Below are 25,836 nucleotides of genomic sequence, written 5' to 3'. Positions count from 1 at the left end.
CGAATCAGCGACGACGACGAGAGACGCGCCACCTACTCGTTCTCCAGCTCGTACTTCTGCACCTTCCCGGTCGTCGTCCGCGGGAGTTCGTCCACGATGGCGACCTCGCGGGGGTGCTTGTAGGCCGCGAGGCGGTCGAGACAGTACTCCTTGATGGTCTCGCCCGAGAGGTCGGCGTCGGGGACGGGGACGACGAACGCCTTGACCGTCTCGTTACGGCGTTCGTCCGGGATACCCACGACGGCGGCCTCCGCGACGTCTGGGTGCTCGTAGAGGAGTTCCTCTATCTCGCGGGGGTAGACGTTGTAGCCCCCCGTGACGATCATGTGCTTGTCGCGGTCGACGACGTAGAAGAAGTCGTCCTCGTCCCAGTAGCCGAGGTCGCCGGTGTGGAACCAGCGGGTGCCGTCCTCGTCGGTGAACGCGGCCGCGTTGGCCTCGGGGAGTCCGTAGTAGCCCTGCATCACGTTCGGGCCGGCGACGACGATCTCGCCGACGACCGCGTCGAGGTCGACGTCCTCGTCGACGGGCCCTTCCTCGACGCGGGGCATCGGCTCGAAGTTCGGGCCGACGACCTTCGAGTCGACGCCGGGGAGGGGCTTGCCGATGCTGCCCTTGCGGCGGGCACCGGGCTTGTTCGCGTGGGTCGTGGGGCTGGTCTCGGTGAGGCCGTACCCCTCGTAGAGTTCGGCGTCGAACAGCTCCTCGAACGTCTCCAGTACCTCGATGGGGAGCGAGTCGCCGCCGGAGTTGATGAACCGGAGCGAGCTCAGGTCGTAGTCGGTGGCGTCCGGCTGGTTGATCATGTCGTTGAACATCGCCGGGACGCCGTACATCACGGTGAGGCGGTGCTCCTCGATGCTCGTCATCACCTCGGTGGCATCCCACTCGGTGACGGGGTAGTAGGCCGCGCCGTTGACGAGTGCGGCGTTCATCACGACGGACATCCCGTAGATGTGGAACAGCGGGAGCGTGCCGACGAGGCCATCGTCGGTGGTGAGGCCGCCCTCGACCAGCTCGGCGTTGGTCCGGCCGGTCCACGCGAGGTTGTGGTGGCTCAGGAGGACGCCCTTCGGTTTCCCGGTGGTCCCCGAGGTGTAGGGCTGGCAGGCGACGTCGTCGTCGGCCCGGTCGACCACGTCGAGCGTCTCGTCCGCGAGGAAGGCTTCGAACTCGGTCGCCGACTCGACGTCCTCGCCGACGCTGACGACGTGTTCGACGTCCGTCTCGGGAACGACCGACTCGACGGCGCCCGCGTTCTCGGCGAGGGTGACGACGGCCTTCGTCCCCGAGTCCGAGAGGAGGTGCGTTATCTCGCGGGCCTTGTACTGCGGGTTCATCGGGACGACGATGCCGCCGGCGCGGAGCGTCCCGTAGAACGCCGTCACGAACTGCGGGAGGTTCGGCAGGTAGATGGCGACGCGGTCGTCCGGCCCGAGGCCGCGTTCGTCGAGGGCGGCCGCGAACCGGCCGGCTCGGTCCCAGAACTCCTCGTAGGAGGTGACAGTACCGTCGTAGGCGATGGCGGTCTCCGTGGGGTACTCGTCCACGGCCGCGGCGACCTCGGCAACGAGATTGGTCATTCGGTACGGGACGAGATGGACAACAAGTAAAAGAGCCTTGTCAATCCGGGTGGAGCCTGCTCAGCATATCCGGCGGATTTCCGTACTCTGTTAAATCATGAGTGAGAACAAGTTACAATGTTCAGCAAAATTCCGCATCTATCATAAGGTATTAATGCGTATGTCCGAAACTCCGAATCAGTATGACACGGCATTATTTAAATAGTAGTGGCGACGTGGACCGCAGAACCTTCCTGAAGGGAACCGCTGGCGCGGCCGGTGTCACGGCCCTCGCCGGCTGTATGGGTGGGGGGAACGGCGACGGGAGCGGCGACGGGAGCGGTGACGATGGGGGGAGCGGCGGCGGCGACGCCGACTCTGGCAGCAGCGACGGTGGCTCCGGCCCGACGGACATGGTCATGACCACCTCGACGGAGACGACGGCCGCCTACGCGATGAGTCAGGGTATCGCGGCGGTCGTCAACGAGAACAGCGAGGAGGTCCGCCTCGACGCCCGTCCCAGCGAGGGGACGAACGCCAACATCGGCCGCCTCGACCGCGAGGAGATCCAGATCGCGTACATCCAGAACTGGACCGCCGCGAAGATCAACGCCGGCGAGGAGCCGTTCGGGAACCTCTCGTTCACGCCGAACCAGGTGTTCCACCTGTACGACCTCGGCTGGTTCTTCGCGACCGCCAACGACGGCTGGGAGACGGCGGGCGACATCGAGTCCGGGAGTCGCGTCTCGCCCGCCCCGCGTGGGGCCGGGACCGCGGAGATGCTCGAGACCGCACTCGGTTACTCCGGCGCGGACTACAACCGCGTCAGCATCGACTACGGGAGCCAGGGCAGCGCGATGAGCGAGGGCCGCCTCGACGTCGGCGTCTCGACGCTGGTCAACTTCTCCATCGAACCCGGCTGGCTCCAGGAGATGAAGGGGACGACGGACCTCCGGATGCTCGGCTGGTCCGACGAGACGGTCGCGAAGATGGAGGAGGACCCGGGGCTCCTCCTCACCGAGGTCGACACCGGCGACCTCGAGAACTACGCCTACACGCCCGACCCGGTCGTGTTGCCGTCGCTCGCGTACAACTTCGTCGTCCGGAACGACTTCAGCTACGACGCCGTCTACAACCTCCTCTCGACGATGTGGGAACAGCGCGAGGGGCTCGGCGAGTACCACGGCCTCCTGAACAACCTCGCTGACGGCGAGTTCTGGGTGAAGAACGCCTACGACGGCGTTCCGTTCCACCCGGCGGCCGCCGACTTCTACGAGGAGCAGGGACTCTGGTCGGACGAGTTCACCCGCGGCGAGGAGTAACCCGCTCCGATGGACACCCCCACCGTCACCCGGGAGCGCGCCCTGACGAGTCTCATCACCGTCATCGGCATCGCGTTGACCGCGTACATGCTGTTCTACGCCTTCGACCGCCCGTTCGTCCGGGTCCGACACTCGAACGTCTTCCTCGGCGCCGGTGTGGCCCTGTTCTACCTCTACGAGACGAAGAAACACGTCTTCGGCACGGAGGATATCGAGGCCTACCGCGACCGCGACATCGAGTACGACGGCTCCATCACGGGCCGCATCCAGTCGGTCGTCGGGCCGTACGACGGCTACGTGACGCTGCTCTCGGCGGTCCTCGCGGTGGGGGTCGCCACCTACGTCGAACTGAACTTCCAGCGACTCCAGTTCGACGCCCCCGTCCTCGGCTACTCCGAGGTCGACTTCGTCGTCGGCGCGCTCATCGTCCTCCTCGTCTCGGACGCGACCAGACGCGCCTACGGCTTCGCCATCACCTCCGTCGTGATCGCCGCCGTCGCCTACGCGATGGCCGGCCCGTGGCTCCCCGGCTTCCTCGGCCACACCGGGATGTCGTGGCAGGACGTGGCCCGCTTCGGCGCCATCGGTCTCAGCGGCACCTACGGCTTCATCCTCGGGGTCGGGACGACGTGGGTGGCCATCTTCATCATGTTCGCCGGGATGGCCAAGACGTTCGGGGCGCTCGACTACATCCTCGACGTGGGGACGGAGCTCGGCAACAAGCTCCGCTCCGGCGTCGTCCAGGTGTCGGTCATCTCCAGCATGGCGATGGGTTCCATCACCGGGAGCGCCGCCGCCAACACCGCGACGACCGGCAGTTTCACCATCCCGATGATGAAGCGGCAGGGCGTCCGCGAGGACTTCGCCGCCGCCATCGAGAGCGTCGCCTCCTCCGGCGGGCAGATGATGCCCCCGGTGATGGGCGTCGCCGCGTTCATCATGGCCGACATCCTGCAGGTGCCCTACGTGCGCATCATCCAGGCCGGCCTGCTCCCGGCGCTGCTGTTCTACTTCAGCGTCGGTATCGCCGTGCAGTTCGTCGTCCTCAAGTTCGGCTGGACGACCGAGAAGACCGGCGAGTTCGACCGGAGCATCCTCCGCGGGGGCGCGCACTTCGCCGTCCCGCTGGTGGTGCTGGTCTACACGCTCGTGATCCTCCGGCTCACCCCGCTGAGTGCCGGGCTCTACACCGCGCTCACGATGGTCGGGACGATGTACGTCCGCAACCTCGCGGTCGACGGCCCGTCGGTCCGGACGCTGGTCGACACGACCGCCCAGACGCTCCGTGGGTTCCGCGACGGCGCGGTCGACATGGCCCCGCTCGTCGGCGTGCTGGCCGCGATGGGTGTCATCATCAGCATGCTCACGCAGACCGGGTTGGCACAGAAAATCTCCATCCGGATGGTGGGGCTGGCGGGTGGGGTCCTCATCGCCGTCCTCCTGATGGCGATGGTCCTCAGCATCCTGTTCGGACTGGGGATGCCGACGCCCGCCGCGTACATCCTCGTGGTCATCCTCGTCGCGCCGGGTATCATCCAGGTCGGCGTGCCCGAGATAACCGCGCACCTGTTCGTGTTCTACTTCGCGATGCTCTCGGCCATCACGCCACCGGTCGCGGTGGCGGTCGCCGTCGGAGCACGCATCTCGGACGCGGACTTCCTGCAGACCGGGATGCAGGCCCTGCGTATCGGCGCGCCGGGCTTCTTCATCCCGTTCGCGTTCATCTCGAACCGGAGTCTCATCTTCTGGTCGTTCCCGGAGACGCTGCTCCACGCGGGCATCGTCTTCGTCGGCGTCGTCGCGCTCGTCGCGGCGACCACCGGCTACGACGGGCGCCACGACCTCGGCCTCCCCCACCGGTCGGCGTACCTCGGGCTCTCGCTCGTGGCCCTGTACGCCCCGATGACCGCCGTCCAGGTCGGCGCCGCGACGCTCGCGCTCGCGGGGCTGGGGCTGACCCAGCTCGACCGCCTGCCGGCCGTCGTGACCCCCTCGCAGGAGTGATCGGCTTTCGGGCCTCGCGGTCCGGACTTTTCCCACTCACCCACGATACCCAACCATGACCGACAGCGACACCGGCGCCGACGTGTTCGTCGACGCCCTCGAACGCTACGGCGTACAGCACGTCTTCGGCAACCCCGGGACGACCGAACTCCCCGTGATGCACGCGCTCGAGGACAGCGACGTCGAGTACGTGCTCGGCCTCCACGAGGACGTGGCGGTCGGGGCGGCGGCGGGCTACGCCAGCACCCGCCGCTACCACGCCCACGACGACCCCTCCGTCAACCCGGTCGGCGTCGCCAACCTCCACGTCGCGCCGGGGCTCGCCCACGGGCTGGGGAACCTCTACGGTGCGATGGTCGCCGGTGCGCCGCTTGTCGTCACCGCGGGCAACCACAGCCGTGACTTCCGCCACGAGGAGCCAATCCTGTCGGGCGACCTCGTCGAGATGGCCGCCCCGTTCACGAAGTGGAGCGACGAGGTGCTCGACGTCCGGGCGCTCCCGACGATGCTCCGGCGGGCGTTCCGGGTGGCGCTCACGCCCCCGACCGGGCCGGTGTTCCTCGCGCTGCCGCTGGACGTGATGCAGGCCCCCGCCGAGCGCGGCCCGGAGCGGCTCGGCCCCATTCCGAAACCGGGCCGGGCCGCGCCAGAACAGGTCGTCCACGCCGCAGACTACATCGCCGACGCCGACGACCTCGCTATCGTCGTCGGCGACCACGTCGCACGAGCCGGCCTCGACGCTATCGAGGCGGCCGTCGACCTCGCGGAGGCGTCCGGGGCGCGAGTCCACGGCGAGATCCTCTCCGCCGAGATGAGCTTCCCCGGCGACCACGACCAGTGGGTCTCGTTCGTCCCGTCGAGCGAGGGGCCTGCCCGCGAGACCCTCGACGCGGACACGCTCGTGTTCGTCGGCTGCTCGACGAACACCACGCTGACGCGGCGGGAGCGACCGCTGCTCGACCCCGAGACGACCTGCGTCCACGTGGGCGTCGACCCGTGGCAACTCGGGAAGAACGAGCCCGTCGACGCGGTGGTGTACGGCGACCTCGCGGCGAACCTCGGCGAGCTGGCCGACCTCGTCGCAGACCGTGTTCCCGACTCGCGCCGCGAGCGTCGACTCGACCGCACCCACGAGCGGCGGGCTGCGGCCCGGGTCGAGACGGCCACGGGGTCGGCGGACGACCGACCCACGAAGGGCGAACTCGCCGACGCGCTCCGGGCGGCCGCCCCCGACGCCTTCCTCGTCGACGAGGGCGTCACCTCGAAGTACGCGCTCCTCCGGCGCTGGCCGCTCTCGCCCCGCCAGTTCCTCTCGAACAAGGGTGGCGGTCTCGGCTACGGCCTCCCCGCGAGCGTCGGGGCCGCGCTCGCGGCGTCGATGCGCGAGGACCCGCGCTCCGTCGTCGGCTTCGTCGGCGACGGCTCGTACCTCTACTACCCGCACGCCGTCTACACGGCCGCGCGGTACGACCTCGACCTCACGGTGGTCGTCTCGGACAACCGCAACTACCGCATCCTGAAGGACAACATGCTGGCGCTCGAGGGGGGCGAGGAGTCCGACTACGCGTTCCTCGGGACCGACTTCGACCCGCCGGTGGACGTCGCCGGCTCCGCGCGGGCACACGGCGCCAGCGCCGAACTCGTCGAGCGGAACGCCGACCTCGCGCCGGCGCTCGACCGTGCGCTCGCGACGGACGGCCCGAGCGTCGTCGACGTCCTCGTCTCGGACTGACCAGTGGCTGGTGGCCCTCGATAGGTGGCTGACAGACGGCCCACACCCCCGAGTGACGACCGGTGGGCCGCGCTCCCGCGCTGGCCGGCCGCCGCGACGACTACGTCACGGCGGGGGCTGGTTCCGTCACCGTACTTGAACGTTCTCTCTGTTCCACCCGAAACGGTGGCCTTTCCACTCCGTACCGCTCCGGAGCGGTTGGGTCCCGTGACGGCCCCGCTCAGGCCGTCCAGCGCTCTCGGCCGCTCGGGGCGTCGAGCGCACGGACCCGCGGGCCGTCGGCCACGACGAACACGTCGCCGGCCGCCGCGACGGCGTCTGCACCCCTCGACTGGCGCCAGATGGTGTCCCCGGTCACCTGGTCGCGGGTGAGCGTCACGGGGTCGCCAGGCGCATCGCCACTGCCGGGACTCCGCCCAGACAGCGCGACGGCCCCCTGCGTCACCACCGGCCCGATGCTCGCCGGGGCCGGGCGCCGGGTCCACTCGGTCCCGTCCGGGCCGAGCAGCGAGAGGTGGGGCCGCCGCTCCAGTCTCTCGAAGACGAACGCCTCGTGGGCTGCGAACACCCGGTCGGAACCACCGGCGAGGAGCCTGTTCACCCGGCCCTGGACACCAGTCGTCCACGCCTCGGTCCCGTCGGCACAGCCGACGACCGCACCACTCGCCGCCCCGTCGGTGGGCGACGCCGTCGCCGTCGCGTCACCGAGTTCGTGACCCGAGTTGAGTACTCCCACCACTGCCCTCCCGTCGACGGCGACCGGCGGGGTCGTCACCTCGTAGCCGGGGTGGACCTGCCAGCGCTCGCTCCCGTCACCGGGGTCGAGCGTCCGGACCAGTGCCGAGTCGCCCGGGCCACGGGTGGCGACAGCGACGCTCCCGCCCACGCCCACGAGGCCAGTCGGTGTCCCCCCGAGGGCCCCGGTCCACCGCTCGTCGTCGCGTGAGAGCGCCCGCCCGACGACTCGCCCCTGCTGGTCGACGAGGACGACCCTGTCGTCGACGACGGCCGGTGGCCCGACACAGCCACGGGCCGCCCGCCAGCGTTCGCTCCCGTCGGTGGGGTCGTACGCCCGCGTCTCGCCAGTCCACGCGACCACGAGGCTGTCCGTGCCGACGATGGTGGCTCCTTCGACGTCATCCTCGGGGGCACCCTCGGCGGTCCAGCGTCCCTCCCCGTCCCTCTCGATGGCCCGGACCGTGTCGCCCGCGGCGTGGAAGGCGACTGTCGCGTCGAACGCCTCGCTGGCGACGACAGCACCCCCGTCACCCCGCCCACGCCGGGTGTAGCGCTCGGGGGCGGTCGGGGTGCGGGGCGGACGGGTCTCGGTCGGTCCGTCGGTCGGTGTCCGCGTGTCCGTCGGCGTCCCCGTGCCGCCCGGCTGCTCGCCCCGTGTACAGCCGGCGAGACCGACTGCGGCGGCCACGCCGAGGCCGGCGAGACGCTGGAGGAGTCGCCTGCGTTCCATGCTCGGGACGAGTGAGTGGCTCGGAAAGGGCTTTCTGGAGGCTACGGCAGCCGTTTGACTCTCGTCCGGGTCACTCGCCGGACCCGCCCGAGCGCCGGGCCGGCGGCTCGCTGGAGACGAACCGCCCCCACAGGTCACGTCGGTCGGCGGCCTCACGGTAGAGTCGCTCCCGCAGGCGGCCGTAGTCCGCGAACTGGTTCAGGAACGTCCGGGCGCCGCCCGGCAGGAGCCCGGTCCGCTCCAGCGCGGCCTCGATGGCCTCGCCGCAGGAGTAGACCCGGCCGGGGGTGAGGAGGTGAGCACACTCCTCCCAGTCGGCCGGGAGGCGCTCGCGCTCCGCCTCGGTCGTCGCCGAGAACCCCACGACGTCGAGGTCGCTACGCCGCTCGAAGAACTCCGCCCACCACGTGCAGAAGCCGCAGTCGTCGTCGTAGACGAACGTCGCGGGGTCGTCGTCGCTCATACCCGGACTACGTCGTCCCGACGGGTGGGGCTTTCGCCCTACGAGAACCGACCGGTCTCCGCTCCGCACTCGAGACACAGTGTCACCAGCGCGTCCTTCGCGTCGGTCGGTTGTATCTCCTGTCCGGTCCGCTCGCCACACGCCTCGCACTCCCGGAGGATGGTCGTCTCGCCGGACTCCTGCGGGGCGCCGATGGCCAGCGCGACCACCTGCTCGTCGCCGCGGTTCCACCCCTGCTGGAACTCGCCGGGTCCGAACCGGACGGCCTCGCCGGCGCCGACGGAGACGTCTCCGTCCTCGGTCTCGAACGTCGCCTCACCCGTCATCACGTAGAATATCTCCTCCTGTCCCTCGTGTTCGTGGTAGCCGAACGCGAACGACTCGCCCGGTTCGAGGACGTAGTGGTTGAGCGCCACGTCCGTCGCTCCGAGCGCCTTCGTCAGCGAGCGCTTGCCCGTCGCCGGCCCCATCCACGAGTCGATGTCCTCGATGCGTGCGTGTTCCATGGACGGCGGGTCGGTGGGGTGGGGCTAAAGGGTACCGTCGCGGTGGGGGGAAGGCAATTGTCGTTCGACAGACACGTCCTCGGCGTGCGTCCTGCCCCCGCCCTCCTCGCGCTGGCCCTCCTCGTCTGTCTCGGACCGACGGCCACCGCTCAGCCCGAGTTCACCGCGACGTTCGAGTCCGACGCAATCACACTGGACGAGGGCTCTCGGAACGTGCCGCTCTCGGTCGCTGGTCGGACTGGGACGAACGTCACGGTCACCTCACCGGACCTGAACGACTCGACGGTCGCAGAGCTGTTCGACGGCGAGCAGACCACGGATGGAGTCCGCGTGTTCGTTCCTGACGACGGGGCCCTGAACGTCACGTTTCCGGCTCGGTTCGAGTGTCTCTCCGGCGAGTACCGGTTCACGCTCGGAGACGGCGAGGCCACCGCGAACGCGTCCATCACCGTCTTCGAGAGCGGCGAGTCGAAAGACGCGTTCGCCGACTCGGTGACATCGGTCCGTCCCGGTGGCCTCGCCGAGATTGGTCTCGTGGTCGACCGCTGTTCTGACGCCGAAACGCTCCGGGTCGCCATCCGCTCGAACGCGACCGACTTCCGGTCGAACGTCACCGTCGCACCGAACGGTTCCGGCGACGTCCGTGGCACCCTGCTGTTCGACACCGGGAACGTCAGCACCGACGGATTCGCGGTCGGCGGGGAGCTATCGCTCGTCGAGGCGGACGTCACTCGTCCTCCCGACAACGGCACACTGCCGACTGGCGAGTACGACCTCACCATGTCCGTGAACGGGACCGAGACGGACGTGGCGACGCTGGTCGTCGAGTCCGCTCCGCCGACACCGACGTCGACGGCGACCTCCCGTCCGGCAACTCGGGCCCCCCGACGGCCAGCCCGACCACGATGACGCCGACACGTTTCCCCGACGGGACGGTGATCACGACCCGAACACCACTTGGAACCACCCAGTCCCCGACCTCGGTTCCGACACCCCCGCCGAGTCCGACAGTCACCCCAACCGACGCGCCATCGACGACTACGGTACCCAGTTTCGACCCGCCGGGGAGCGGACTCGTCCCCGCGGCTATCGCCATCGGCTTCGCCGTCGTCGTGGCGTTGCTCGGCGCGGTAGCGCTGCTATGGTTGCGACTATAGGGCCTGTACGTTCGCGGTGCTGTGCGGTCGCGGTGCGGTAGATGGCTAGTGTACCCACCCGCTTCGAGCGCCGAAGGCGCGAGAAGCGCACTTTTCCCCCACGTTTTTACGAGGAGAGGTGCCCGCGCAGCGGGCACCCGACGAGTGAAAAGTGGTCTAGAAGTAGTCGACGGCCTGCGGCAGCTCTGCCTTCATCCCCTTGCGCTCGCGGATCTCGGCGATGACCTCCGGCTGGAGGTTGTCGGCCAGCACGCGGAACCCGGAGTTCTCCGTGTTCCACGAGGCACGGCCCTCCGTGGCGCTACGGATGTCCGAGGAGAACCCGATCATCTCGGAGACGGGCGCGATGCCCTCGACGACCATCAGGTCGCCCTCCTGGTACATGTCGTCGACGCGGCCACGGCGACCCTGGATCTCGCCGGACGCGCTGCCCATGTACTCGTTCGGAACGTCGATGCGGACGTTCTGGATGGGTTCGAGCAGACGGACCTCGGCGTCCATCAGGGCGCGGTGGACGGCGTTGCGGGTCGCCGGGATGACCTGCGCCGGACCGCGGTGGATGGCGTCCTCGTGGAGGCGGGCGTCGTGGAGGCGGAGCAGGGCACCCTGGACCGGCTCGCCGGCCAGCGGGCCGTCCTCGAGGGCCTCCTCCAGCCCCTCGATGACGAGCTCCATCGTCTCGTTGAGGTGCTGGATACCCTTCGTGTCGTCGATGAGGATGTTCGTGCCGAACATGTGCTCGACGTTCTGGGCGGTGTCCTTGTCCATGCCGGCCTCCATGAGCGCTTCGCGGCGCTCCAGCTCCGGCATGTCCATCGAGGCGTCGCCGAGCTTGATGAGGTCGACGATCTCCTGGTCGAGCGGCTCGACGCTCATGTAGAAGCGGTTGTGCCGGTTCGGGGAGATGCCCTCGACCTCGCGGCTCTGGGCCGTCGGGGCCTCGCGGTAGACGACGATGGGCTCACCGGTCGTGACCGGGATACCCTGGTTGCGCTCGATACGCTGGGTGATGACCTCCAGGTGGAGTTCACCCTGCCCGGAGATGAGGTGCTCGCCGGTGTCCTCGTTGATCTCGATGCGGATGGTCGGGTCCTCCTTCGAGACCTGACGGAGCGTCTCGATGAGCTTCGGGAGGTCGTCCATCGACTTCGCCTCGACGGACTTCGTGATGACCGGCTCCGAGATGTGCTCGATGGACTCGAACGGGGTCATCTCGACGGAGGAGACGGTCGAGCCGGCGATGGCGTCACGCAGGCCGGTGACAGCGGCGATGTTCCCGGCCGGGACGCCCCGGTCGAGTTCCTCGCGCTCGCCACCCATGAAGATACCAACCGACTGGACGCGGTTCTTGCCGGCGGTCCCGGAGACGTAGAGCTCCTGGCCCTTCTTGATGGTACCGGAGAACAGTCGCCCGGTGGCGATCTCGCCGGCGTGCGGGTCCATGGAGATGTCCGTCACCATGAAGACGACCTCGCCGTCGTCGTCGACGTCACGCATCTGGAGTGCGAGGTCGGAGTCCGGGTCGCCCCGCCAGACGGCGGGGATACGTCGGGGCTGGGCCTCGACGGGGTTCGGGAAGTGCTCGGCGACCATGTCGAGCACGACGTCCGAGAGCGGCGTCTGCTGGTGGAGCTCCAGCCGCTGGTCGTTGCGCTCCATCTCGATGATCTCCGGGAAGCCGATACCCGTCTCGACCATCGAGGGGGCGGAGACGCCCCACTTGTAGAGGGCCGACCCGAACGCGACCGTGCCGTCCTCGACGCTGACGGTCCAGTCGACGTCCATGTCCTCGGTCATGCCGCGGATGAGGTCGTTGACGTCGGCGATGACCTTCTGGAGACGCTCCTGCATCTCCTGCGGGCCTTCCTGCAGTTCCGAGATGAGGCGGTCGACCTTGTTGATGAACAGCGCGGGCTTGACGCCCTCGCGGAGCGACTGGCGGACGACGGTCTCCGTCTGCGGCATCGCGCCCTCGACGGCGTCCACGACGACGAGCGCCCCGTCGACCGCACGCATCGCGCGGGTCACGTCGCCACCGAAGTCGACGTGGCCGGGCGTGTCGATGAGGTTGATGAGGTGGTTGGTCTCCTCGTGCTCGTGGGTCATCGAGACGTTCGCCGCGTCGATGGTGATCCCACGTTCCTGTTCGTCCTCCTCGGTGTCCATCATCAGGCGCGTGGCCTCGCCCTCGTCGGCGATCATGCCCGCGCCAGCGAGCAGGTTGTCGGTGAGTGTCGTCTTGCCGTGGTCGACGTGTGCGGCGATGGCGATGTTCCGGATCTGCTCCGGCTTGTCCATCAGTTTCTCGCACTCCTGTACGATTTTCTTGCGTCGGCCCATTATGCAGGTGGCTTTCGGCAGGAGCGGTAAAAGGATAGTGATTCACCCGCGTTCGTGCGGTATCGCGCGTCTCTCTACCGTGTGCTACGTTGCCGTGGGGTGGGTGTCGGAGGGGTCGCTCGCGCTCACTCGGCGTGGCGCTCGGTCCCGCTCAACCGCTCGCGGAGGTACTCGTAGGCCTCCCTGACCCGGATGAACTCCTCGACGCCGCCGCCCGGCGTGTCCGGGTGGGCCTCCTTCACCCGCTCGCGGTAGGCCGCCCGCACCGCCTCCGGGCCGGCGCCCGGTTCGAGCCCGAGCACCGCGTAGGCCGCCGCGGTCCGGTCGGCGGCCGTCTCGGGGTCGCCCGGTCCCTCCTCGGCGTCGCCCGCCGCACCCTCCTCTCCCATCCCCTCCCACCAGCGACCGTGCTCCCAGTCGCCACCGCTCACTCCGGCGGCTCCGCCGCCTCCGTCTCGACGACCCTGCGGGTCGTCGCGCTCCTCCCACCACCGACCTCGGTCGCTCCCGTCGCCGGTGCCACGGCGCTTCCGCCAGTCGCCGGTCGACGCCTCGCTCGGGTCCGTCGTGTTGGCCTCCCACGGGTCCTCCCAGTCGTCCTCGTCGTCGCTCCAGAACGGGTCGTCGGCCGCCACGTCCGCCCACGTCCACTCGTCGTACTCCCCGTCGCCGGGCGAGGACGCGGCCGTCGTGCTGTCGACGGCCTCGGCGGTCCCCACCTGCCCGTCGACCGCCGCCGCCCCGCTGTCGGTCACGTCGGGGTCGCCCACGCCCGCGTACACGGACTGGACCATCCGGTCGGCGGCGTAGCGGTAGGCGAGGTACGACCCCACGCCGCTCAGCACCGCCACGGCCAGCAGCCACGGCGTCCCGAACCCGGCGAACAGGGCGACGGCCGCCACCCCGGCGAGCAGCCCCGACGCCGCGAGCCCAGCCCACGAACGGTACACGGGGCGGCGTAGGCGGTCACCCCCTGTAAGTCCCGCGGGGCGTCCCCTCGCCTCCCCGCTCCGGGCAGCACCGACCGACGACGTAAGAGCCATACCGCGGCGCCCCGTGGTAACGACCGACATGGACGTTCGCGTGATGGGGCGTGGGCCGGCCGAACCGTTCCTGAGTGCCCGCGACCTCTTCGAGACGGAACACGACCTCGCGTGGCCCGTCGAGGTGGAGGTCCGCGAGGACCCCGACGAACGGACGCTGACGGGCCACTACGACGACAGCCACCACGTGCTGATCATGTCCGAACAGGCCGCCCGCGGCGCGATGGCCCGCGAACTCGCCCTCCACGAGTACTCGCACATGCTCCGCTACGAACAGGCCCACCCTTCACACACCCAGTCGACCGAGGAGGCGCTGTTCCTCGCGCTGACGGGCCGCTCGGTCGAGCGCCGGAAACTCGCCCACTGCTACCAGATCGCCAACCACATGAAGGACATCTACGCCGACGACATCACGCTCGACGTGGCGCCGGCGGACAAACTCGTCTCCTTCCTCGAGTCCTCGCTCGCCACGGCGCTGGCCGACCGTCCCGGTGAGGCCCCCAACGGGAGCACCACCTCGGGGTCGCGCCGTCTCACGCCCGCCGCCGACCCGGAGATAACCGTGGTCAACGCGGCGTTCGCGCTGGCCCTCTGCGAACGCCACGAACTCGTGGGCGAGGACCACCGGCTCTACGACCTCGCTCGCGCGGCCGCGAGCGACGCCCCTGGCGTCCGCTTCGACCGGTTCAAACACGCCTTCCGCTCGCTGGCGGACGACCCCGACCCGAGTGACTACCGGAAGGCGCTGGTGGACGTGACGCGGGAGTACGCTACCTGAACCACCACCTCTCGCACTTCGCGCGGCGCTCTGCGAGCGCTGCGCTCAGGCAAGAACGTGGGGAAGAACGCTCCTCGTTCCTGCCGCCTCGCTCAGCCGGAGCAAGCTCCGGCACGACCCGCACTCGCTTCGCTCGTGCGGACTCCGCTCGGCGTACGCTGGTGGACTCCGCTGGGGTGGTCGCCGTGCCCGTCCCCGTCCGGTCGCTACTCCGCTCCCTCCCCCCACTCGGGGAAGAAGGGGGCCGGCGCCTCGTGCGTGAACGTCACCCGCTCGTCGCTCTCCGGGCTCCGGAGGTGGGTGTAGAGCGGCCCGGCGTCGGCCGTCTCGTGCAGGTCGACGACGCTCTCGTCCGTGAAGTACGCGGGGTAGAGCACCGCTCGCGCGCTCTCGTCGGCCTCGACGGCGACCACGAGGTAGGTGGCACCCTCGCCGTCACCGCGGAACACCTCGTAGGCGTCGAACGACCGACCGGCGACGAACTCGGCCAGCGACTCGAAGGCGTCGTCCCGGAGGAGGAGGTCGAACCCACCCCTCCCCTCCGGGTCGGCCTCTGGACGCCGGGTGGCGACCGACTCCGGGACTGCCGTCACGGCGTCCCAGCCGCTCGAACGGTACGCCTCGGCGATGCCCTCCAGTTCTGTGGTCACCTGCGCCCAGCGCTCCGGGTCCGGCGGTGACGCCCCACCGTCCCCCGTCGTATTCCCGTCCATGTCCCGACACTCGACGCCGGCTCGATAAAATCTGGGACACTGACGGGTCGGAAACCGGCAAATTTGGCGACTCTCGTCCTCCCCCAAATTCATTACAGAGCGATATGTCCTATCGACGGGAAGGATGTCCGAACAGGAAGTTCATCGAACAGTCTCGGAACTACGGGTGGAGGAACGGGTCGCTTCGGACCTCGAGATTACCGAGGAGGAGTACCGAAGTGAGTTCGACGTGAGTGGGAGTCTCGACGTCGTCGCGAAGCCGGACAAGCGGGCCGTCAGAGACCGCGAACGCCGGCCCCGGCACGTCCTCGACGCGGCCCGGAGTCTCGCCGACGCGGATGGGGGAAATGTCTTCGGTCGCGACGAGTATCCGGGGACGGGGATGTACCTCGGGGTGTCGAACCAGCTGCCGGCCGACGAGAGTTGGACCGACCGCATCGAGGTCGACGGCGTCCCGGAGAACGGCACCGTCGAGTTCGACGTGGACTGGGACGCGGCCGAGGCTCAGCGGGTACTCGCCGACAACGACGCGACCGTGTTCACCCACGAGTACGACATCGCCTCGTACCCGCGTGACCGCCTCCCAATCGTCGTCCGCGCCCGCTTGTACCGGGACGCGGTCGAGCTGGTTCGCGACGACGACGGGTCGGGCGACGCGAGCGACAACCTCCGGCGCCGGCAGGAACTGGAGGGGTTGGCGGCGCTGCTCATCGAGATCGAACACCGGGACGTTCGAGACGGCGGCCGTCTCGAACTGTCGACGCTCAAGATCGATATGTCCCGGACGTTCCCGCAGATCGACTTCGATCCGAAGCGCGACGCCACGTACGACCCGGAGAACAAGCGCGTCGAGTGGCGCGACCGGACGGCTTCTCCGGGTGAGACCGCCCAGTACGTCGTCCTCGGGCCGATAACGGAACTACTCGACATCGGTGAGGTCACCGCCACCCTCGAGGGGAGGGTCCGCAACCGGACGCTGAGCGGGACCCGAATCGAGGGTGCGTACGACGTGGCTGGCGACCAGTTCGTCGATACCGGCCGGGTCGACGTGGACCACGTGGTCGAACTCTCGTACGACATCCACATCGACACGCGGGCGCTGAGCGGCGAGGCGACCAAGACCACCCGCTCCAGCATCACGGTGTCGACGACGCCGACCGACCTCTACGAGGAACTCGTCTCCATCTGCCGGCAAGAGGGGATCCAGATTCGTCGACAGAAGGCGGTCGGCGACGCCGAACTCGCCGCCGACCGGGACGCGCTGTTCCGGGTCGAGGACGAGAACCGTGGCGAACTCGCCATCAAGCGCGAGTACGGCGACGAGGGGGTCGTCCACGCGGAGATAACCGTCGAGGGGGTGTTCACGCCGCAGTCCGAGCGGTCGGAGGTGTCCGCGTTCGGTGACTCCGAGGACCGACTGGTCCGTGCCGACCAGGGGGCGCTCGGTGAGAACGGCCGGGCGACCGCCGAGGTGGTCGCACGCTCGGCATCCTCGGACCTGAACTCACGGCTCATCGGCACGCTCGAAGGGGCGTTCAACCGGGGTGGGAGCCAGTGAGCCTCCGCTGTGTCAACGACGGTGACGACGCGACGGGCGTCTGTGGGGTCTGTGGCAGTCCGCTCTGTACCGCCTGTCAGTCAGAGCGACGCGACTCGCGCCTCGCGACGTACACCTCCGGCGCCGGCCTCAGACTCGCACTCGCCGTCGCGGTCCTCGTCGGGCCGTTCCTCCTCCTCAACGTCGTCTTCCCGAACGCGGTGCTGATCGGGTCGCGGGCTCTCTTCGGCCGGAGCCTCTTCCTGAAGGCGGGGCTGGTCAACTCCGGGTACGTCCTCGGGCTGGCACTGCTGTTCTCCGTCTGGTATCGCCCGCACGACTCGCTGCTCAACGTCAGGGTCCTCGACCGAGAGGGGACAGCGCGTATCCTGTGTGAAGACTGCGTCGGTGACGTGCAGTCCCAGCGGGTCCTCCATCTCGGGGTCCAGTTGGTCGCGGGACTGCTCGCGCTCGGCGGTGTCTACCTCGTGTTCACGAGCGGTCTCGCCGACGACCTGTGGGTCGTCGCGCTGGGCGGTGCGGTCTATGTCGTTCGCGACGAGATCGTCCTCGGCATCGGCGCGCTCACCGGCGAGACGGACGCCTGAGACCGCGCTCTCACTCTCTGACGTTCTGCCCGACGCCCTCGCGGAACTCCCCGTCGATGTAGACCATCTCGCCGCGGAGCATCGTCCACTCCGGGAAGACACCCTCGAACGTCTCGAACGGTGACCACCCGCACTTCGAGTGGAGCCGCGGGCCGTGGATGGGTGTCGTCGAGTCCGGGTCGACGAGGACGAGGTCCGCGTCGCGACCGGGTTCGATGCGCCCCTTCCGCGAGAGGTCGAACCGCTCGGCCGGGTTCGCGGCGGTCACGTCCCGGACCCGCTCGTAGGTCAGGTCGTTCGCGGCGTCCGCCGCGGCCGCGAGCAAGAGCGGGAGCGCCGTCTCCACACCCGGCACGCCCGAGGGGGCGTCCCAGATGCTCGCGTCCTTCTCCTGTCGGGTGTGCGGGGCGTGGTCCGTGGCGACCACGTCGACGGTCCCGTCGACGAGCCGCTCGAACAGCGCCTCGCGGCGCGCCTCGCTCCGCAACGGCGGGTTCATCCGGCCGTAGGTACCGAGGCGGTCGTAGTCGTCACGCGAGAGGAACAGGTGGTGGGGGGTGACCTCCGTGGTCATCCCGGCGTCGGCGGCGACGTCGACCGCTTCGGGCGTGGAGGTGTGCGCGACGTGGATACGCGCGCCGGCCTCGTCGGCCACCTCGCAGGCCCGCTCGACGGCGGCGATCTCGGCCTCGGCGGTGCGGTAGGCGCTCCACGCGTCGTGGTCGTCGTCAGCGCGGTCGAGCGCGGACTCGTCGAACCGGTCGGCGTCCTCGGCGTGGACGGTGACGGTGACCCCCTCGTCGGTGGCCCGGGCCAGCGCGTCCTCGAACAGGTCGGCCTCGATGCCCATGTCGCCGGTGGAGTCGGCGAGGAACACCTCCCCCAGCGCGAACAGGAGCCGCTCGAACAGCGAGTCTGGGTCCCAGTCGGCGGTGACGCCGCCGTTGATGCCCCAGTCGACGCAGGAGGGGGTGGTGAACTCCGTCTTCAGGTCGAACGCCTCGCCCGTCGTCGTCGCGGGGTCGGTGTTCGGCTGGTCGACGACGGTGGTGACCCCACCGGCGGCGGCGCTGCGCGACCCGGAGGTCCACGTCTCCTTGTAGGAGTAGCCGGGTTCGCGGAAGTGGACGTGGACGTCTATCATCCCCGGGACCAGGCGCTTGCCGGCGGCGTCGAGGACGTCCTCGCCGTCGGCCGGCGAGAGGTCGCCCACGTCGGCGATGGTCTCGCCGTCGACGCGGACGGCCGCTTCGGTGCCGTCCGGGAGGACGGCGTTGGTGACGAGCATTGCTCGTGGGTCGGTGGCGGGCCGTTTATGCCTCCCGAAACGTGCGTTTGACCCTCCCGAGACTTTTCCTCGCTCCACCGTCCACGGTATCGCATGCGCCGCCGTGCCCTCCTCGCAGGTGGTACTGCACTCCTGCCCGCACTCGCCGGCTGTGCCGGCCTCGGCCGGTCGGACCTCGCCGCGGAGGCCCCAACCGCTCGTCTCGAGATGGCTCCCGTCTCGGACGCCGACGTCGCCGCTCGTGTCCACTACTCGTTCGAACAGGGCGAGGTCGATGCCGGTACCGACCGCGCCACGCTGATGGACCGGGTCGTCACCGACGGCGAGGCGACGACCGAGCGTGTCGACCCGCTGCTCCCCGCCGGCCGACCCATCGTCTACGACGGGACCGTCTACCGCCTCGACCGCGAGGTGGTCGAGGAGACCCCGGCCACCGTCTTCTCCGTCCTCGTCGACATCGTGGACGGTGACGAACGAGACGGCCGGACCGTGGCCTTCTCCGACCTCCCGGCGGTCGACCGCCGCGTGCTCGAGCGCGAGGGGTTCGCCGACGGCGAGCCGGTCGGCGTCGGGACGACCATCCGCTACACCGACGCGGAGGTGGCCGAGTCGATACTCGTCCCCGAGACGGACGTCGCTATCATCGAGTGGCCGACCCACGACAGCGAGGCCGAGTGGGTCGTCGAGGACGGCTACGACCGGACGCTGAAGCGGTTCGGCTACTCGGTCGCCGGGTCCCGGCCGGCGAGCGAGGTGGGTGCCGAACTCCGCGACCGATACGCGTGGACGCTCTCCGGGCTCTCGACGGCGGAGCGTGACCTGGTCGAGCGGGCGGTCGAGGCGACGGCCAGCGACGGTGCCGCCGGGTACGTCGTCGGTCCGGACGAGACACCGTCGCCCGCGTTCACCTCGCTGGCCGACCGGTTCGACGGCCGCGGCCAGGTCCGCGGTCCGGGCGAGGATACGCCCGACACCGGCGACTCGGGGACCTACCTCGTGCGCTACGACGGGTCGGTCTACTGGACGACGCTGCTCGTCCCCGGTCGGTACGAGACGGACACGCCGGCCTAACGCAGCTCCTCGACGCTCGACTCGCGGTCCCCGACGAGCGCCGACTCCACCGCCCGTCCGACCGTCTCCGAGTCCGGGGGACCACCCGCCGCCGCGACGCTCCCGACCGTCGACGCGTCGAACGGCACGTCCAGCGCCTCGTACACCGACTCGAGGACCTCGGCGACCTCGGCGTGGTCGCGGACGACGGCGATGCCGGCCACCTGTGCGGCCCCCTTCGCCACCCGCTGGGCGACACCCACGACCTTCCCGGCCCCCTCGACCGACAGCGAGTGGGCGCCGGGACAGAACGCGTCGGTCGGTTCGCCCTCGTAGGCGTCGACCCCCAGCTGGGCGAACGCCCCCCGTAACTCCCGGACGATGCGGTCGTAGCGCTCGTCGGTCCCCTTCCGGAGGTCGGCGACGGGTTCGACGCGGACGAACGCCAGCGTGTGGCCGGTGTAGGCGACCGCTCTGCCCCCGACGGAGCGCTCGTAGGGTGGGAAGCCGCGCGCCTCGGCGGCCCGCTTCGCTCGCTCGTACCCCTCGGCGCGGGCGTCTCGCCGGCCGAACGCCACCTGCCGGTGGGGCGTCCAGACCCGGACGACGGCCTCCCCGGTCTCGCGGACGTCGTCGGCGAGCGCCCGGGTGACCGCACGGTCCGCCTCGACGCTCGCCGCCCGGCCCCGGATCACGCGCATACCCTCGCTCCGTCCCGACGCGGCTTTAGCCCCGCGGCCCGGAGTCGGAGTGATGCCAGCAGCCGACCGGGTCGTGCTCGACCCGGCCGTCTTCGACCCGTTCGTCCGGTACTCGCTCTACAACTCCCCGTACCCCGCCCACGACACGGGCTGTGCGGTGGACCTCTACCGCGACCCGGACCGCGCCGACGAGGACGCTCCCTCGCCCGTCGCCGGAACGGTGCTCGAGACCACCACACGCCGGGTCCCCGCGAAGGAGTACGCCGAGGCCGAGGACCACGTCCTCCTCCTCGACTGCGGCGACCTCGTCGCCCGCGTCCTCCACGTCGACCCCGTGGTCGAGCCGGGCGACCGGGTCGAGCCGGGCGACTCGCTCGGGCGGATGGTCCGCTCGGGCTTCTTCGCCCCGTGGGTCGACAACCACCTCCACCTCGGGTTCCGCCGCCACGACCAGCACCTCCTCCGGGCAGGGGGGTCGCTGCGACTCGAACTGCCCCTCGCGGTCCGTCCCGACCCGGTCGCGTGGGACGGCGTCGGCCGGGTCGCCGAGGTGGGCGAGACGTACGTGCTGCTGGACACGCCAGCGGCGGGCACGGGGTGGACCGGCGTCGCCGCCGACGGTGCCGGCGTGCTGGACGGCGGTCTCGCGCACTACACCGGCGGCGGCCTCCACGACGGGCGGGACGGTCCCGTGTCGCTGCTCGGCTACGAGGTCGGCACCGCGACCGACCGGACGGTCACGTGGGACGGGTTCGACGTGCTCGCGAACGGCGAGCGGGTGACGGGGCTCTCGCTGTTCGTCGCGCACGACTCGCCGGGCGTGAAGGTGGTCTGTCCGGACCACGGGTTCGAGGTCGGCGACCGCGTCGAGGTGTCGTTCTGCCCGAGCGACGACCCGATCCGGCTGGGGTGAGTGTCTCTCGGTCGTGTCTGTGCCGTCGGGCGAGGTGCCTAGCACGGTACGACTGAACCGCCCAGCACCGCTCAGTGGCCGGCCGCTCCGAACGGACCGGCCCTCCTGCCGTGCTGTGCGGTTCCCTTCGTACCGCGCTGGTCTCCTCGTTCGCTTCACGGACCTCCCTCGACCGCTGGCTTCACGCACCGGCTCCCGATGATTCCACCTAACAGAACCCGATCACGAACGACGGGTGGACCCGACAGACCTTCCCACCTCACCAGCCAACGACCCACCATGGACCCACGCGTACACGAGCACGCCGAGGTACTGGTCGACTGGAGCGCACGCATCGAGGCGGGCGACGACGTCGTCCTCTCGGTCGACGAGGGCGCCCACGACCTCGCGGTCGCCGTCGCCGAGAAACTCGGCGAACGGGGCGCGAACCTCGTCACGACGTACAGCTCCGGGGAGGTCTCGCGAGCCTACCTGAACGCTCACGACGACGAGTTCGAGTCCGACCCGGAGTACGAACTCGCACTGTACGAGGGGGCCGACAGCGTCCTCTCGCTGTCGGGGTCGCGCAACACCACCGCGATGGCCGACGTCCCCGGCGAGACCCTGCAGACGGCCGGGAAGGCCAAGCGGAAGATCCGGGAGGCCCGACTCGACACGAGGTGGGTCAGCACGCTCCACCCCACCCGTGCCGCGGCCCAGCAGGCGAGCATGTCCTACGAGGCCTACTGCGACTTCGTCTACGACGCCGTCCTCCGTGACTGGGAGACGCTGGCCGACGAGATGGCGAACATGAAGGACATCCTCGACGCCGGCAGCGAGGTCCGCCTCGTCAAGGAGGACACCGACCTCACGATGTCCATCGAGGACCGGGTCGCCGTCAACTCCGCCGCGAGCGTGGACTACGACTCGCACAACCTCCCCTCCGGCGAGGTGTTCACGGCCCCCGACGCCACCGAGGGGACGGTCTACTTCGACGTCCCGATGACCATCAACTCCCGGCGGGTCCGGGACGTCCACCTCACGTTCGAGGACGGCGAGGTCGTCGAGTTCAGCGCCGACCAGGGCGAGGACGCCCTCTCGGACGTGCTCGACACCGACGAGGGCGCCCGCCGGCTGGGCGAGCTCGGCATCGGGATGAACCGCGGCATCGACCGCTTCACCGACAACATCCTGTTCGACGAGAAGATGGGCGACACCGTCCACCTCGCGGTCGGTCGGGCCTACGACTCGAACTTCCCGCCGGGCCACGAGGACGAGGCGAACGACTCGGCCGTCCACGTCGACATGATCACCGACGTGAGCGAGGACGCCCGTATCGAGGTGGACGGCGAGGTGGTCCAGCGGGACGGGGTCTTCAGGTGGGAAGACGGGTTCGGGGGGTAGTCGGGCGTGGCTTGCCCGACCCGCGAACGAACGTGAGCGTGGTCGGGGGACGGGGGAGGGCAGGTGTGCCGTGTCGTGCCGCCAGGCACGACCGGCCGCGCTACGGAGCGGTCGCGATTGCGGTCTCAGATGCACCGCGACTCGCTACTTTGCTCGCTGTCACGGACCACTCCGGAACCACCCTCGAAATCGACCCCCTATCCCGACTCCCACCAGTCGGACCGGCGCTCACCGAACGAGGCGTCCGTCTGCAGCGGTTCGGGGTACTCGTCCTCGGTGTTCAGCGACAGTCCGTAGCCCACGTGCCGGCCGACGTGCCACCCGACTGCCTCGGGTTCCAGCCCCAGCACGTACACCTCTAGCCGCTCGAACGTCTCCAGTCGGCCGTCGCCGTCCGGGTCCAGGCCACCGACGTACCGACAGGAGCCACGGTCGCGCTCGCAGGGGGTCTCACCACCGACCTGTATCACGACGTCGGCGGCGGTCCGGTTCTGCGTGCGGACGAACGAGACGTCGTCCGCGACCGTCTCCCCGGCTCCGCGCTCGAAGTACGCGAGCGTCTCGTCGACCTGTCGGTTCAACTCGTCGCGGTCGCGCTGGGGGGTGGCACCGAGGTCGACGTACACCGAGAGCTCCGACCCGTTCCACGCGTAGGACTCGTTCACGGCGTCGGTCCGTGGGAGCGTCGTCAGGACGGACTCGGCTCGCATCACCTCGGCCGGGGCGTCGTCGTGACGCAGGCCGAGCGTGTGGCCGAACTCGTGTTTCAGCACCGCCAGCGTCGAGGCGTCGGAGAACCCACCCTGGATGCGGACGTCGTGGGGCGGGTCGAACTGACCGCGTTTCTCGACGACCGGGGCACAGCCGGCCGGGTGGCCTCGCTCGGAGCCACACTCGTCGATCCCCGCGACGAACCGGACCGAGAAGTCCGGGTCCGTGGCGTCCGGGTCGAGCCGGTAGTCGACCTCGTAGCCGGCGTACTGCTCCGCGTTCGCCTCCCAGTACGCGAGTGTCTCGGCCACGAGCGGCTCGAAGTCGCGTGACTGGTTCACCTCGTTCGAGACGCTGACCACGAGCGGGCGGTCGGGGAACGGACTCTCTCCCGGCGCGAGCGTCGGTCGCGGCGTGGGGGTGGACACCGGGTCGGTGTCGTCGCCGGGCGTTCCGGCGAGTCCCGTCGGCCCGCCGGGGAGGCCGGTCGAACAGCCGGCGAGTACCACGAGAGTGGCACACAACACGACTGGCGCGAGACGGCGCATCTACGGCGGATTCGCGCGTGCGGGGTATCACCCTTGTGGCCCGGTCGAATCCTGCGGTCGCGGAGGCGGCTGCGGTGGCGGAACGGTCGCGGAGGCGGCGGTGCGGTCGCGGTGGGGCCACCGTCGGAACCCGCGAGCGCGGAGCGCTCGCGGCCTTCTTGACCCATGTTTTCGAGCGAGCGGTGCGCCGCAGGCGCACCCGCTGCTCGAAAAGATGGTGGCTGGAGGGGAGTAAGCCCCCTTCTGTTCGGCCCGGCATTCGGCTGAGCACCCGCCGCAGCGTCCGGGCTACCATAGCGCGGCGGGCTTGCACCGGCGAGGATTCGCCGTTCCATCCGTTCTCGGCGGTCGACGCTCGACCGGTTAGCTTCCTCACCTCGCGGTTCGGTTCGCAGGTCTCATCGCTCGCGCCGAGGGGTCTCGTTTCTGTTCCAGAGCCAGCGGTCTCCCGCTCTGGGCTTGCGCCCAGTCGCCCGCCCGGACGGTGGGGGGACTTTCCTCACTACGCGTGTAGCGGAGGCCGGGCTCCCTCTGCCACCCGTACTAGTCCGGTCGCCGGATTACGTGTTTCGCTCGCGTGGCTAGCTCGCACTCCCACGCTCGGCCATCAGCTCGGCCGCCCGGCCCGCCCAGTCCGAGCGCTCGAACCCCCACGTGACGACGAGCGCCATCCACGCGTAGGCGGCGACGACGCCGACGTACGCCCCGGTCGGACCGAAGCCTAGCGTCTCGCCCAGCAGCCACGAGAGGCCGAGGAAGAACCCGAACATCCCGGTCGTCCGCGCGGCGAACGGGATGCGCGTCTCGCTCGCGCCCTGCAAGCCCCCCGAGAGCGCAGAGAACGCGACGAGGACGCCGCCGGCCAGCCCGTAGACGCGGGCGAAGTCGGTCGCGTACCGGACCGTGGCGGGGTCGCTGGCGAACAGCCGGACCCCCCACGGTGCGGCCAGCGCGAGGAGGAGGCCGATGGTGCCGACGGTGAGGACGCCGAGCGCCGCCACCGCACGGCCGTCGTAGCGGGCGTCGGCGGGGTCGCCCTCGCCGAGCGACTGCCCCACGAGGACGCTCGCGGCGACGTTGTACCCCCGCGAGAGCGGGCCGGTGACCTGCTGGTAGAGCCGCCGGCCGATCTGGAAGCCCGCGTTCACCGCCTCCCCGTTCGGGAACCCGAGCAGGAGGGCGTTGAACGGGAACTCGGCGAGCTCGGAGGCGAACCCCTCGGCGACGCGTGGGGCGCTCACCTGCAGGAGCTGTCGGACGAGGACGAGCCGTCGGGGTCGGACGAACGACGCCTCGCTCCACGACCCGGCGATGGCCGCACAGAGCAGCGTGGCGGTGACGACGTTCGCCGTCGCGGTGGCGAGCCCGACACCGAGAATCTCCAGCCGCGGCGCGCCGAACAGGCCGAGACCGAGGACGACGCTCCCGGAGATGTTCAGCGAGTTGGCGAACACGTTGACGTACATCGGGGTGCGGGTGTCGCCGGTGCCCTGGAGCGAGCGGGCGGCGACGAGCGCGACGTGCCGGAACGGGGCGGTGGCGAAGACGACGGCGAGGTACGTCGCACCGAGCCCGACCACCTCGTCGCTCGCGCCGAACAGCTCGATGGCCGTCTCGCCGAACAGGAGGCCGACGACGACGAACGGCAGGCCGAGCAGGAAGCCGACGAGGATGGCCTGCGTGACCGCCTCGTCGCGGCTCCCGACGCTCCCGGCCCCGGTGTCCTGCGAGGAGAGCGCGATGGCGCCGCCGCCCAGCCCGAGGCCGATGCGGAGGGGGAAGCGGGCGTAGAGGTCCGCGAGGCCGATGGCGACGACGGCGGCCGGCGAGAACAGCGCGGTGACGAGCACGTCCGTCGTCCGCATCGCGGTGCGGAACGTCTGCTCGGCCATGACCGGCCACGCGAGCGAGAACACTCGCTCCCAGACCGCGCGGAGCCGGCCGAGATCCATACTCGACGGTCGGGTGACGCTCGTTTCAGGCTATCGGAGCCGGAAGCTACCGACCGG

At 69.9% G+C, this 25,836-nt stretch carries 21 protein-coding genes and 1 other RNA gene; 10 read left to right on the top strand and 12 right to left on the bottom strand.

Features of this window, described 5'->3' with window-relative positions:
- Nucleotides 1-32: 32 nt before the first annotated feature.
- A complete protein-coding gene (locus tag N0B31_RS13780) occupies nucleotides 33-1,583 on the bottom strand; it encodes a long-chain-fatty-acid--CoA ligase (RefSeq protein ID WP_260592203.1) in 1,551 nt (516 codons plus the stop codon).
- A 215-nt stretch (nucleotides 1,584-1,798) separates the two neighbouring features.
- Between N0B31_RS13780 and N0B31_RS13775 the strand changes: the two genes are divergently transcribed.
- From N0B31_RS13775 to N0B31_RS13765, 3 genes are read left to right on the top strand one after another with little or no spacing between them, the layout of a single operon-like run.
- Nucleotides 1,799-2,884 (top strand): substrate-binding domain-containing protein, encoded by a 1,086-nt coding sequence (locus tag N0B31_RS13775; RefSeq protein ID WP_260592202.1) that lies wholly within the window; start codon nucleotides 1,799-1,801, stop codon nucleotides 2,882-2,884.
- A gap of 9 nt (nucleotides 2,885-2,893) precedes the next feature.
- Nucleotides 2,894-4,888, top strand: coding sequence for a TRAP transporter permease (locus N0B31_RS13770; protein ID WP_260592201.1), 1,995 nt, complete (start codon nucleotides 2,894-2,896; stop codon nucleotides 4,886-4,888).
- A 55-nt stretch (nucleotides 4,889-4,943) separates the two neighbouring features.
- Nucleotides 4,944-6,620 carry a thiamine pyrophosphate-binding protein gene (locus tag N0B31_RS13765; protein WP_260592200.1) on the top strand — a complete coding sequence of 559 codons (1,677 nt, stop codon included), beginning with the start codon at nucleotides 4,944-4,946 and terminating at the stop codon, nucleotides 6,618-6,620.
- 220 nt (nucleotides 6,621-6,840) lie between these two features.
- On the opposite strand, the gene N0B31_RS13760 is transcribed toward N0B31_RS13765, so the two are convergent.
- The 3 genes from N0B31_RS13760 to N0B31_RS13750 form a co-directional block, all read right to left on the bottom strand.
- Nucleotides 6,841-8,088 carry an outer membrane protein assembly factor BamB family protein gene (locus N0B31_RS13760; protein ID WP_260592199.1) on the bottom strand — a complete coding sequence of 416 codons (1,248 nt, stop codon included), beginning with the start codon at nucleotides 8,086-8,088 and terminating at the stop codon, nucleotides 6,841-6,843.
- A gap of 70 nt (nucleotides 8,089-8,158) precedes the next feature.
- A complete protein-coding gene (locus N0B31_RS13755; protein WP_260592198.1) occupies nucleotides 8,159-8,551 on the bottom strand; it encodes a DCC1-like thiol-disulfide oxidoreductase family protein in 393 nt (130 codons plus the stop codon).
- Between the two features lie 38 nt (nucleotides 8,552-8,589).
- Entirely contained in the window at nucleotides 8,590-9,057 is a 468-nt protein-coding gene (locus N0B31_RS13750) for a cupin domain-containing protein (RefSeq protein WP_260592197.1), read from the bottom strand.
- Between the two features lie 84 nt (nucleotides 9,058-9,141).
- Between N0B31_RS13750 and N0B31_RS13745 the strand changes: the two genes are divergently transcribed.
- On the top strand, nucleotides 9,142-9,966 hold the full coding sequence (locus N0B31_RS13745; RefSeq protein ID WP_260592196.1) for a hypothetical protein: 825 nt from the start codon (nucleotides 9,142-9,144) through the stop codon (nucleotides 9,964-9,966).
- A 404-nt stretch (nucleotides 9,967-10,370) separates the two neighbouring features.
- Here the strand turns inward: N0B31_RS13745 and N0B31_RS13740 are convergent, their stop codons facing one another.
- A complete protein-coding gene (locus tag N0B31_RS13740) occupies nucleotides 10,371-12,554 on the bottom strand; it encodes an elongation factor EF-2 (RefSeq protein ID WP_260592195.1) in 2,184 nt (727 codons plus the stop codon).
- Nucleotides 12,555-12,679: 125 nt separating this feature from the next.
- A complete protein-coding gene (locus N0B31_RS13735) occupies nucleotides 12,680-13,504 on the bottom strand; it encodes a J domain-containing protein (protein WP_260592194.1) in 825 nt (274 codons plus the stop codon).
- 121 nt (nucleotides 13,505-13,625) lie between these two features.
- On the opposite strand from N0B31_RS13735, the gene N0B31_RS13730 reads away from it, so the two are divergent.
- Nucleotides 13,626-14,375, top strand: coding sequence for a DUF5781 family protein (locus N0B31_RS13730; RefSeq protein WP_260592193.1), 750 nt, complete (start codon nucleotides 13,626-13,628; stop codon nucleotides 14,373-14,375).
- A gap of 206 nt (nucleotides 14,376-14,581) precedes the next feature.
- Here N0B31_RS13730 and N0B31_RS13725 read toward each other — a convergent pair whose 3' ends face one another.
- Entirely contained in the window at nucleotides 14,582-15,088 is a 507-nt protein-coding gene (locus tag N0B31_RS13725) for a DUF7529 family protein (RefSeq protein WP_260592192.1), read from the bottom strand.
- 124 nt (nucleotides 15,089-15,212) lie between these two features.
- Here N0B31_RS13725 and N0B31_RS13720 point away from each other — a divergent pair, with 124 nt between their 5' ends.
- On the top strand, nucleotides 15,213-16,646 hold the full coding sequence (locus tag N0B31_RS13720) for a hypothetical protein (RefSeq protein WP_260592191.1): 1,434 nt from the start codon (nucleotides 15,213-15,215) through the stop codon (nucleotides 16,644-16,646).
- Nucleotides 16,643-17,233 (top strand): hypothetical protein, encoded by a 591-nt coding sequence (locus N0B31_RS13715; protein WP_260592190.1) that lies wholly within the window; start codon nucleotides 16,643-16,645, stop codon nucleotides 17,231-17,233. The genes N0B31_RS13720 and N0B31_RS13715 overlap by 4 nt, the downstream gene beginning before the upstream one ends.
- Before the next feature lie 10 nt (nucleotides 17,234-17,243).
- Here the strand turns inward: N0B31_RS13715 and N0B31_RS13710 are convergent, their stop codons facing one another.
- Nucleotides 17,244-18,521 (bottom strand): dihydroorotase, encoded by a 1,278-nt coding sequence (locus N0B31_RS13710; RefSeq protein ID WP_260592189.1) that lies wholly within the window; start codon nucleotides 18,519-18,521, stop codon nucleotides 17,244-17,246.
- A 93-nt stretch (nucleotides 18,522-18,614) separates the two neighbouring features.
- Between N0B31_RS13710 and N0B31_RS13705 the strand changes: the two genes are divergently transcribed.
- Nucleotides 18,615-19,592, top strand: a complete 978-nt coding sequence (locus N0B31_RS13705; protein ID WP_260592188.1) for a hypothetical protein — start codon at nucleotides 18,615-18,617, stop codon at nucleotides 19,590-19,592.
- On the opposite strand, the gene N0B31_RS13700 is transcribed toward N0B31_RS13705, so the two are convergent.
- Complete coding sequence (locus tag N0B31_RS13700; protein ID WP_260592187.1) at nucleotides 19,589-20,272, bottom strand: lipoate--protein ligase family protein; 684 nt, start codon at nucleotides 20,270-20,272, stop codon at nucleotides 19,589-19,591. The two genes, N0B31_RS13705 and N0B31_RS13700, sit on opposite strands and share 4 nt — an antisense overlap.
- 52 nt (nucleotides 20,273-20,324) lie before the next feature.
- Here N0B31_RS13700 and N0B31_RS13695 point away from each other — a divergent pair, with 52 nt between their 5' ends.
- Nucleotides 20,325-21,185 carry a DUF8155 domain-containing protein gene (locus tag N0B31_RS13695; RefSeq protein WP_260592186.1) on the top strand — a complete coding sequence of 287 codons (861 nt, stop codon included), beginning with the start codon at nucleotides 20,325-20,327 and terminating at the stop codon, nucleotides 21,183-21,185.
- A 279-nt stretch (nucleotides 21,186-21,464) separates the two neighbouring features.
- Nucleotides 21,465-22,568 (top strand): aminopeptidase, encoded by a 1,104-nt coding sequence (locus N0B31_RS13690; RefSeq protein WP_260592185.1) that lies wholly within the window; start codon nucleotides 21,465-21,467, stop codon nucleotides 22,566-22,568.
- 197 nt (nucleotides 22,569-22,765) lie between these two features.
- Here N0B31_RS13690 and N0B31_RS13685 read toward each other — a convergent pair whose 3' ends face one another.
- The 3 genes from N0B31_RS13685 to N0B31_RS13675 all read right to left on the bottom strand — a co-directional run bounded on the left by N0B31_RS13685 (nucleotide 22,766) and on the right by N0B31_RS13675 (nucleotide 25,779).
- Nucleotides 22,766-23,827 carry a zinc metalloprotease gene (locus N0B31_RS13685; RefSeq protein ID WP_260592184.1) on the bottom strand — a complete coding sequence of 354 codons (1,062 nt, stop codon included), beginning with the start codon at nucleotides 23,825-23,827 and terminating at the stop codon, nucleotides 22,766-22,768.
- A gap of 219 nt (nucleotides 23,828-24,046) precedes the next feature.
- An RNA gene (gene rnpB, locus N0B31_RS13680) (RNase P RNA component) lies at nucleotides 24,047-24,363 on the bottom strand.
- A 45-nt stretch (nucleotides 24,364-24,408) separates the two neighbouring features.
- The gene (locus N0B31_RS13675) at nucleotides 24,409-25,779 is read right to left on the bottom strand and encodes an MATE family efflux transporter (protein ID WP_260592183.1); all 1,371 of its coding nucleotides are present in this window, start codon (nucleotides 25,777-25,779) and stop codon (nucleotides 24,409-24,411) included.
- Between the last annotated feature and the right edge of the window lie 57 nt (nucleotides 25,780-25,836).

The organism is Salinirubellus salinus (genome assembly GCF_025231485.1).
Lineage (GTDB): Archaea > Halobacteriota > Halobacteria > Halobacteriales > Haloarculaceae > Salinirubellus > Salinirubellus salinus.
The sequence above is the reverse complement of the archived record's forward strand: the minus strand, read 5'-3'. Positions and strand labels throughout refer to the sequence as shown.

Coding starts and splice junctions, on each gene's coding strand:
- N0B31_RS13780 (WP_260592203.1), bottom strand. CDS start 1,583: ATGACCAATCTCGTTGCCGAGGTCGCCGCGGCCGTGGACGAGTACCCC.
- N0B31_RS13770 (WP_260592201.1), top strand. CDS start 2,894: ATGGACACCCCCACCGTCACCCGGGAGCGCGCCCTGACGAGTCTCATC.
- N0B31_RS13765 (WP_260592200.1), top strand. CDS start 4,944: ATGACCGACAGCGACACCGGCGCCGACGTGTTCGTCGACGCCCTCGAA.
- N0B31_RS13760 (WP_260592199.1), bottom strand. CDS start 8,088: ATGGAACGCAGGCGACTCCTCCAGCGTCTCGCCGGCCTCGGCGTGGCC.
- N0B31_RS13755 (WP_260592198.1), bottom strand. CDS start 8,551: ATGAGCGACGACGACCCCGCGACGTTCGTCTACGACGACGACTGCGGC.
- N0B31_RS13750 (WP_260592197.1), bottom strand. CDS start 9,057: ATGGAACACGCACGCATCGAGGACATCGACTCGTGGATGGGGCCGGCG.
- N0B31_RS13740 (WP_260592195.1), bottom strand. CDS start 12,554: ATGGGCCGACGCAAGAAAATCGTACAGGAGTGCGAGAAACTGATGGAC.
- N0B31_RS13730 (WP_260592193.1), top strand. CDS start 13,626: ATGGACGTTCGCGTGATGGGGCGTGGGCCGGCCGAACCGTTCCTGAGT.
- N0B31_RS13725 (WP_260592192.1), bottom strand. CDS start 15,088: ATGGACGGGAATACGACGGGGGACGGTGGGGCGTCACCGCCGGACCCG.
- N0B31_RS13720 (WP_260592191.1), top strand. CDS start 15,213: ATGTCCGAACAGGAAGTTCATCGAACAGTCTCGGAACTACGGGTGGAG.
- N0B31_RS13710 (WP_260592189.1), bottom strand. CDS start 18,521: ATGCTCGTCACCAACGCCGTCCTCCCGGACGGCACCGAAGCGGCCGTC.
- N0B31_RS13705 (WP_260592188.1), top strand. CDS start 18,615: ATGCGCCGCCGTGCCCTCCTCGCAGGTGGTACTGCACTCCTGCCCGCA.
- N0B31_RS13700 (WP_260592187.1), bottom strand. CDS start 20,272: ATGCGCGTGATCCGGGGCCGGGCGGCGAGCGTCGAGGCGGACCGTGCG.
- N0B31_RS13695 (WP_260592186.1), top strand. CDS start 20,325: ATGCCAGCAGCCGACCGGGTCGTGCTCGACCCGGCCGTCTTCGACCCG.
- N0B31_RS13690 (WP_260592185.1), top strand. CDS start 21,465: ATGGACCCACGCGTACACGAGCACGCCGAGGTACTGGTCGACTGGAGC.
- N0B31_RS13685 (WP_260592184.1), bottom strand. CDS start 23,827: ATGCGCCGTCTCGCGCCAGTCGTGTTGTGTGCCACTCTCGTGGTACTC.
- N0B31_RS13675 (WP_260592183.1), bottom strand. CDS start 25,779: ATGGATCTCGGCCGGCTCCGCGCGGTCTGGGAGCGAGTGTTCTCGCTC.